The sequence below is a fragment of the Streptomyces sp. NPDC059851 genome, assembly GCF_042732005.1.
Lineage (GTDB): Bacteria > Actinomycetota > Actinomycetes > Streptomycetales > Streptomycetaceae > Streptomyces.
Genome location: NZ_JBHWJJ010000118.1, coordinates 20,717 through 27,778, shown reverse-complemented (window position 1 = coordinate 27,778; position 7,062 = coordinate 20,717). Strand labels below are relative to the sequence as shown.

At 67.9% G+C, this 7,062-nt stretch carries 7 protein-coding genes; 4 read left to right on the top strand and 3 right to left on the bottom strand.

The genetic code is table 11. The features are described 5' to 3' along the window. Positions 1-39: 39 nt before the first annotated feature. The 3 genes from ACFV7Q_RS29960 to ACFV7Q_RS29950 all read right to left on the bottom strand — a co-directional run bounded on the left by ACFV7Q_RS29960 (position 40) and on the right by ACFV7Q_RS29950 (position 3,565). Positions 40-672: an RICIN domain-containing protein gene (locus ACFV7Q_RS29960; protein WP_385433076.1), complete on the bottom strand. Its 633-nt coding sequence runs from the start codon at positions 670-672 to the stop codon at positions 40-42. 1,193 nt (positions 673-1,865) lie between these two features. Beyond that, positions 1,866-2,138 carry a replication-relaxation family protein gene (locus ACFV7Q_RS29955; RefSeq protein ID WP_385433075.1) on the bottom strand — a complete coding sequence of 91 codons (273 nt, stop codon included), beginning with the start codon at positions 2,136-2,138 and terminating at the stop codon, positions 1,866-1,868. A 929-nt stretch (positions 2,139-3,067) separates the two neighbouring features. Beyond that, positions 3,068-3,565, bottom strand: a complete 498-nt coding sequence (locus ACFV7Q_RS29950) for an SgcJ/EcaC family oxidoreductase (RefSeq protein WP_385433073.1) — start codon at positions 3,563-3,565, stop codon at positions 3,068-3,070. Positions 3,566-3,623: 58 nt separating this feature from the next. Here ACFV7Q_RS29950 and ACFV7Q_RS29945 point away from each other — a divergent pair, with 58 nt between their 5' ends. The 4 genes from ACFV7Q_RS29945 to ACFV7Q_RS29930 all read left to right on the top strand — a co-directional run bounded on the left by ACFV7Q_RS29945 (position 3,624) and on the right by ACFV7Q_RS29930 (position 6,358). Then, the gene (locus ACFV7Q_RS29945; RefSeq protein WP_385433071.1) at positions 3,624-4,088 is read left to right on the top strand and encodes a MarR family winged helix-turn-helix transcriptional regulator; all 465 of its coding nucleotides are present in this window, start codon (positions 3,624-3,626) and stop codon (positions 4,086-4,088) included. A 16-nt stretch (positions 4,089-4,104) separates the two neighbouring features. Further along, the gene (locus ACFV7Q_RS29940; protein WP_385433069.1) at positions 4,105-4,335 is read left to right on the top strand and encodes a hypothetical protein; all 231 of its coding nucleotides are present in this window, start codon (positions 4,105-4,107) and stop codon (positions 4,333-4,335) included. 956 nt (positions 4,336-5,291) lie between these two features. Then, positions 5,292-5,732, top strand: coding sequence for a YybH family protein (locus tag ACFV7Q_RS29935; protein WP_385433068.1), 441 nt, complete (start codon positions 5,292-5,294; stop codon positions 5,730-5,732). Positions 5,733-5,896: 164 nt separating this feature from the next. Continuing rightward, a complete protein-coding gene (locus ACFV7Q_RS29930) occupies positions 5,897-6,358 on the top strand; it encodes a hypothetical protein (RefSeq protein WP_385433066.1) in 462 nt (153 codons plus the stop codon). Positions 6,359-7,062: the final 704 nt, after the last annotated feature.

The window sequence follows — 7,062 nt, the reverse complement described above, 5'->3', positions numbered from 1 at the left end:
GCCATGGTGGGCGGGATCGGCAGGACGCTTCCTGGCGGCTCAGTACCACATTGCGCCGGACTGGCCCTTGTTCTCCCACTGCTGGGCGCCGACGCCGTTCTTGGTGGACGAGTTCTCAATCTCCAGGAACTTGCCGCTGTGGTTCCTGAAGAGGAGGCGCGTCTTACCGTCGCCCGTCGTGGCGCTGTATATCCGCCACTTCGCGCCGGCCTGGTCGTTGCACGTCCACTGCTGGGCGCGGGCTCCGTTCTTGGTGGAGGAGTTCTCGATCTCCAAGCACTTCTTGCTCTTCTCGTTCACGATGTAGACCGAGTGGTCATCCGCACGCTTGAAGCGCCACACCGCGCCGGACTGGCCGGTGTATTCCCACTGCTGGGCGCGAGCGCCGTTCTTGGTGGACGAGTTCTCAATCTCCAGGGCCTTGCCGCTGTTGTTCGTGATGACGAACGGATCCGAGACGGCACCGCTGAGCGTGGCCTTCTCGAACAGGGCGAGCAGGCTCGATGCCTCGGCGGCGCCGGCCTGGGGCGCTGCGAGGGCCTGGCCGCCGCCCAGGGCGGTAATCGCGAGCGTCAGGGCGGCGAGGCCGATCCGTGCGGTCGGCAGCGGGTTCTTCCGGAGTCCGTTGCCGGACGTGCGCTTCTGTCCGCGTCCGCTCTTCCAGGTGTTCATGTGGCTCCTCACGCTTCCCTTCAACATGGATGCACACAGTCGCTCCTGAGGGGAGCGATGCATGCGACCACCGGCCCTGCGCCGGTGGATCGCGTCTCATGAACATGACGCCTGACGTGACGTCAGGGTCAAGTCCGCGTTTTTACCAACTTGGGTGCCGGACGGGGTCGCGCCTTCGTGCCGGGGAAGGATCCGCCTCCCCCGGCATAGGGGAGAGTCTCACGCCTTCTGAACCCCAACTGCCGAGGCGTTACCAGCACTGAGTGCGCAAAGCGCGAACGCGCCAGCAACTGCGCTAAATCTCGAAATCTGACGCATGGATGACTCACTCTCATTCCACACCCTGCCTTTTGCGATTACGCGAAGGGTGCCGAATCGCGACAAGCTCAAACTATGGGCCTTGCGCGCGTGTCCGCAATGACGGAAAGCCCACCCTTCCTGTCATCCCGTCTTGGCTAAGGGCTGTCCGGAAATTGTTCAGATGAGTCGACGGCCCGCCGGCCAGCGGGAGGATGTGGGCGTCGTCGATTCGTCAAGCAGCGGTGAGGAGGCAGCTTGTGAGCCTGTCGTATCGAGCGTAGGTAAGAGCTGTCCCACAACTACTGATCGGGGTGGCCGCCTCTGACCTGCGTGATCAGGTCTGGTTCGGCCAAGCCAGCGCGGTTGATCCGTCCCCGGCCCCGAACAACGCCTGCTGCGGGGAATCGGATCCGCAGCAGCCGGTGGGGGGGCGCGTGCGTCTTCGAAGCCATCGCTCAGGCCTCGGCTCCTATCGGCGAACTCGCAACGGACCGCGTACGTCTGCCCGGCCCGCTGCCATTCGCAACAGACCAGGGGCGCGCGAGGGTCGCCTCGAACCAGGCAGCCGTCCGGTCCGCCAGAGCTGTCGGGCTTCCGGCGGCTGTGAGGAGAGCGTCTGAAGCGCCAGCCTTCCCATATCCGACGTGCGTACGACGATCCATCCATGCATGCGGGTGCTGAGCTGGTGTTGCCAGAGCTCGATGTCACGATCCGGGCATGGCCCAGATCAGCCCCGGGCTCGCCCGCACGTCCGCACCGTAGCCGCACGGCTCGGGATCCAGGAGCGCTCTGCCCGGCGGTACTTCGCCCCGGCTTGCCCACCCTGGCCTGAGCGCACCAGAAGGTCTGGTAGCGGTTGTAGCGGTGGCGCTGCCAGAGGGGGAACGTGCCGCCTATGGTGCCGCGGGCTGACTGCCAGACACGCTGCCCGGCGTAGCGCTCTTGTCCCAGACCTCCTTGGCGAGGCGGGCCTGGGACAGGCTGCCGTTGTCGATCTCGAAGAGGCGGACCTCGCTGATCTTGGTCGGAACGACGAGGACGGCGTCGGTGTTGAAGCTCAGGCCGGTCTCCTCGATGGCGTGGTTCACCTCCACCTGCCAGTCGGTCAGGTACTCACGGCCGCCGGCGAAGACCTTGTCGGTGTAGGGGGAGGATCGTGAGGTCACCGCGACGGCATGCGGGCCGAACCCGGCTTCACGGCCTTAGCGCCTGTGCTGGCCTTCGGGCGGGGCGGCAGCTCGTTGCCGTCGGCCAGAGCCTTCTGCCCTGCGGGGGGTGAGAGGCGGCCGGCTACCCCCACGCCCGCATCACGTACGCCCCCACCTTGGTTTGTTACGCCCGAGGAACTGGGCGGGACCGGGCTCTCGTGTTCTGGGCGCTATATCGACAGCCACGTCGATGGCCTCGTCGAAATCGTCATTGCTCACACCGGCGGCGCGAGCGCGCTCGGCGTGATGGTGTGGGTGACCGCCAACGCGGCCGCCATGAGCACCATCAGAGCGGCCGACACCTTGTGAAGGGTGGCTGAGCGCATCCGCACCGCCCGTGTCGCGCCCGCCCGGGCACCGAGCAGGCTGCCGCCCAGCAGGTGGCCTCGACCGGCCAGCGCGCTGCCACCCCTGCGGCCGGGACCGCCGCCAGCCGGGCCGGGAGCGCAACCAGGACCACGACCAGGCTCATCGCCTTGTGCACGATGACCACCGACTGAGCGGCGAAGCCGAACAGGCCGATCAGCAGAGGCAGGCGGACCTCCAGCCCCGGCCACGGAACGGCCCCAACTGGAGGGAAAGCCGCCGGGCACCCGCCCGACATTCAGCCGATCCCCCGAACCTCCCGGCCGGCGAGCCGTCCGCACCCGGCCCGTACAGCCAGGCACCGGTCCGGTGCCGTACGCCCATGTCACACCGCCCCGTACGGCCCTCGCCCCTGGGCCGGGTGTGCAGTATTCCGTGGACAGTGGTTCGCCTTCGCCGCTGGGTAGGCGATCCCGTCGGGACGCGGCGCTCAGGATCGCCAGACCTGGCTTTCGACAAGGAGACCAGGGCGGGGGCGGGGCGCGGGCCAGGCGACGCAGGTGGGCTGCTGGCCGACGTCGTCACGGCAGTGTGACCTCGCGCGCCCTGCCGATGCCGATGCGCTGGGCCAGCCGGGTCATCGCCTGCGACATCCTCGATGGCATCGAGTCGGGCTCCGGGATGGTCACCGGTCGCTGCCTGCCGTTCTGGATCGCCGCTATCCGCCAGCCCGCCGGGGTGCGAACACAGACGATGATCTGCCGCGACAGCCGTCGCTTCGGCAGGTTGCTGCGCCAGGGCATGAGAACCGAGCCATTGCCCACCAGCACGGCCACGGAGTCGGTGAGGAACCGCAGCGATTCGATCTCACCGACCATCGCCGATCCGGCGATCACGCCACGGAACAGCTTGTCGTGGTTGTCCTGCAGCCGTGTGACGCCGGCTGCCCAACTGCCGTCGTAGGAGACGTAGTCGGCGTCCTTCGTGAACAGTTGGCCGAATCCGGCCGAGTCACCCTCGGTCCAGGTCCTGCAGTACTCCGCGAAGAGCTCGTGAATCTCCCTCTCGTGGGCGCCCATACCGGTTCCCCTTCACTGATATATTTCGTTCGGCCGAACGAAATATTAGGGAGCGGACATGGGACCGTCAAGGGAAGAACTCCTGACCCGACTCGGGGAAGCAGGACGGGCGCACAGCAACGCGGCCGTCATGTACCACGCGGCGATCAGCGCCCGGATGGGCCTCAGCCCGGTCGAGGAGAAGACACTCGACCTGCTCCAGCGGTCCGGCGCCCTCAGCGCGGGCGACCTGGGAGAACTCACCGGTTTGGCGCCTGCGTCCGTGACCGGGCTGATCGACCGGCTGGAGCGGAAGGGGTTCGCCCGCAGAGTGCGGAGTCGGCAGGACGGCAGGCGGGTCAACGTCGAGACCGTTCCGGGCATCGAGGAGCGATTCGAGCCCCTCTTCGCCGCCTTCGCGGCTCAGCTGGCCGATCTGTACGCGCAGTACTCGGACACGGAGCTCGCCGTGATCCTCGACTTCCTCCACCGCTCCGCACAGACACAGCGGGAAGCCACCCGCGCCCTCACTGAACAGGAATAATCGTCAGGCCGCGGCCGTGGCCGCGGACCGGACCCCGCCGAGCAACCGTCCGGAGGGGCCCGCTCCGGCCATCTTGCGCCATCTTCGCGGCTTCCAGTTGATTGCCGGATCGGCGTGGAACCTTGCGACGATCGACTGGATCGAAGCCCAGTTGGAGCACCTCGGCTACCCGGACTACCCCGCCTACATCCTGGGCGCGTGTCCCTTCGGTGCGGTCGTAACGACGTCGTGCCTGGATTCCGGCTGATCAAGGAATGGGCGTACGCGGGTACGCGGGTGTCTTTGCATGTGGTCAGGTGCCGTGGTGTCCCATCTGGCACTGGGCGACGGTCTTGCCCCGTCGGGGCCGCCGCTGATGTTCCTGGCCTTCGCCGTCGCGACGTGGGTGCTGAGGCCGGCCGACCCCCGACTCCAAGACATGCGGCTCCGCCGGGACCGCTCTGCCGACACCGGCACAGACCGGGCGGGCCGGCTGCAGACCCGTCCTCGCGCTTGGGACGTTTCGATCAGGCTCGCCGCCGTCCTTCGCCAGCGCGCCCCTTGCTCCCGAGCTCGGCTACTTCTTCGACGGAGTCGGCGTACGCGTACTGGAGGGCTACGACCTGACCGAGGCCGCAGGTGGCGCCGTCATCAACCGGGCACACGAACTGCGGATCGGCACGGTCGACGTCGCTCTACCGGGCTTCCAGATCGATCGACTCCCCCGGCGGCCGCAACATCACGGGGTCTCCTCTCACCAGTCCTCTCTTTCAGAGTCACCGACCGCCCGCTCCGCCCTCGTGACTCCGGTGGCCCCACTCTCCCCCGCGGGCCACGGCTGGAACACCGCGACGGCCTCCAGCATGCCGGGCGCGCTGGAGGCCACCACGTACGGCCACCCATGCTCAGTTGTGCGTTGCGGGTGGGAGCGTACGTCGAACGCCACGGGAGCGGACGTCGGCCTACGAACGGGTGCTGACGTTGCTCTTGGCAGTCACCTGACGCGCGACCGCGAACACGTGGGATCGGCGCCCCGCCTCACATTTCGCCGGGCCGTTTCGTCGTACTGGTAGCGGCACGGGAAGGAAAGCAAACGGAGGTGCACCGGCATGGATCCCGTGAACGTCGCAGTCATCCCCGACACCGCCAGCGGCGATGTGCACACCCTGGCGCGGGCCGCCTGATTCCGTCCCGCAGAGCACTTCCCTACCGAAGGAGTACGCGATGACCACCCACGAGTCCGAGATCCGGGCGCTCCTGGCGAGCCGCGCCGACGCCCAGCAGACGAAGGACATCGACCGGCTCATGTCCTTCTACACCGCCGACGCCGTCTACTACGACGTCGTCCCCCCGCTGCGGTTCACCGGAACCGACGAGATCCGCCGCAACTTCCTGCGCTGGTTCGACGGATACGTCGGCCCCATCAGCCTGGAGACGCACGACCTCACCCTCGCGACCAGCGGGGACACCGCCTTCGCGCACATGCTCCACCTGGACTCGGGAGAGCGCAAGGGCGGCCTACAGGCGTCGATATGGGTACGCGAGAGCGTCTGCCTCCGGCGGTCGAACGGCACGTGGTCGATCACCCACGAGCACATCTCGATTCCGATCGACCCGGCGACCATGCGTGTCTGGCTCCCCTCCGACAAGGACCAGCCCGCCTGATCCCCAACCGGCTCGTCGGCCCAGCTCGGCGGGCGACGACGAAGGCGTTCGCACGAGGAAATCACAGTGAGGAGCATTCCACCATGGTCACCACGAGTTCGGCGTCCACTTCCGTTGCAGGACATCGGGGGGAACTACGGAGTCCACGCAGACGAGCGATGCTCATGAAATTTGCCGCCGCATCGCTCGCCGCAGTCGCCGTCGGGGCCGTGGCCGTTGACAGCGCACAGGCCGGACCGCCGAAACGAGGGGGTGTCGAGGTCCTCGAACTCCAGGTACGGAACGATCAGTACACGGCTGTCGATCTCGGCCCCGCAGGGCGGAGCTTGGGCGACATGGACGTCTACTCCGGCACTGCCGTAAAGGACGGGCACGATGTCGGACGCGGCGGCGGAACCTGTCAGGTCATTCATGTGAAGGGCGAAGAACTCATGTCGCAGTGCCTGATCACGATGGAAATCGCGCAGGGGTCTTTGACGATGCAGTCGTTGTGGACGAAGGACGCGGGTCCCCTCGACATGGCCATTACCGGCGGTACGGGCGTTTACAGCAACGCGCGGGGCACCGCTCGTTTCTGGGACATCGCAACGCCGAACGAGAGGGTGCGGCTCGAAATCCTACGCTGAGCGCGCGACGTCGCGCACGAGCGTAGATCCACTTTCGCAACCGGCCAAGGCCTGTCCCGTAAATGATCTCTGAGCCGTACTCCTCGCACGAGCACAGGCGGCACGGGATGAGCGTGCCGCCCGTCGGTGCAACCCCAAGAGGCTCCGCGGACCTCGACGCCCCAGCCGCGCCCGGTGCCACGGCCATGCGCCCCTTGCCAGGCCGCCGAGGTTCTGCTGCCGATTCTCCGCCACGGCGGGGATGCGGGGTCCACGCCGAATGCGGCGGTGCTCCCGGGTACTGGGGTACCACTGCCGGATCTTCTCGGATGGTCGCGCAGTCCGCCCGGGGGCCTCCGTGTCGGCCGCCTGCCGGCACCGTCCGGCGGTCCACTGAGCCCAGGCGAGGTCGGGCAGGCTAGCGCCTGGCGCGGGTCCTCCATGGCCGACGCGGCCTCCCACGCTGCCCGGAGTGCTGCCGTGGCCTCGGCCGGACGCCCGAGTGCCGGGTGGGCGACGCCCGTGGCGGCGAGGACGTGGTTCGGGCGCGGGGCAGTCGCCCGGAGCCGACCCCGGCACCGGCCGGTCCGGTTCGGGGCCGGGTCCGGAGCGTACGGAGAGGAGGAGCGTAAGGAGGAGGACAGCACCGGTCGTCGGCCAGTCCTCCGAAACGCCCTGCTTCAGCGTGGAGGCCTCGCCCTCCTTACGCCCCCTCCCCCGCCCCG

Bases quoted from the DNA above. Each gene is read 5' to 3' on its own strand.
- ACFV7Q_RS29935 (WP_385433068.1), top strand. From the start codon at position 5,292: ATGACCACCCACGAGTCCGAGATCCGGGCGCTCCTGGCGAGCCGCGCC.
- ACFV7Q_RS29960 (WP_385433076.1), bottom strand. From the start codon at position 672: ATGAACACCTGGAAGAGCGGACGCGGACAGAAGCGCACGTCCGGCAAC.
- ACFV7Q_RS29950 (WP_385433073.1), bottom strand. From the start codon at position 3,565: ATGGGCGCCCACGAGAGGGAGATTCACGAGCTCTTCGCGGAGTACTGC.
- ACFV7Q_RS29930 (WP_385433066.1), top strand. From the start codon at position 5,897: ATGAAATTTGCCGCCGCATCGCTCGCCGCAGTCGCCGTCGGGGCCGTG.
- ACFV7Q_RS29945 (WP_385433071.1), top strand. From the start codon at position 3,624: ATGGGACCGTCAAGGGAAGAACTCCTGACCCGACTCGGGGAAGCAGGA.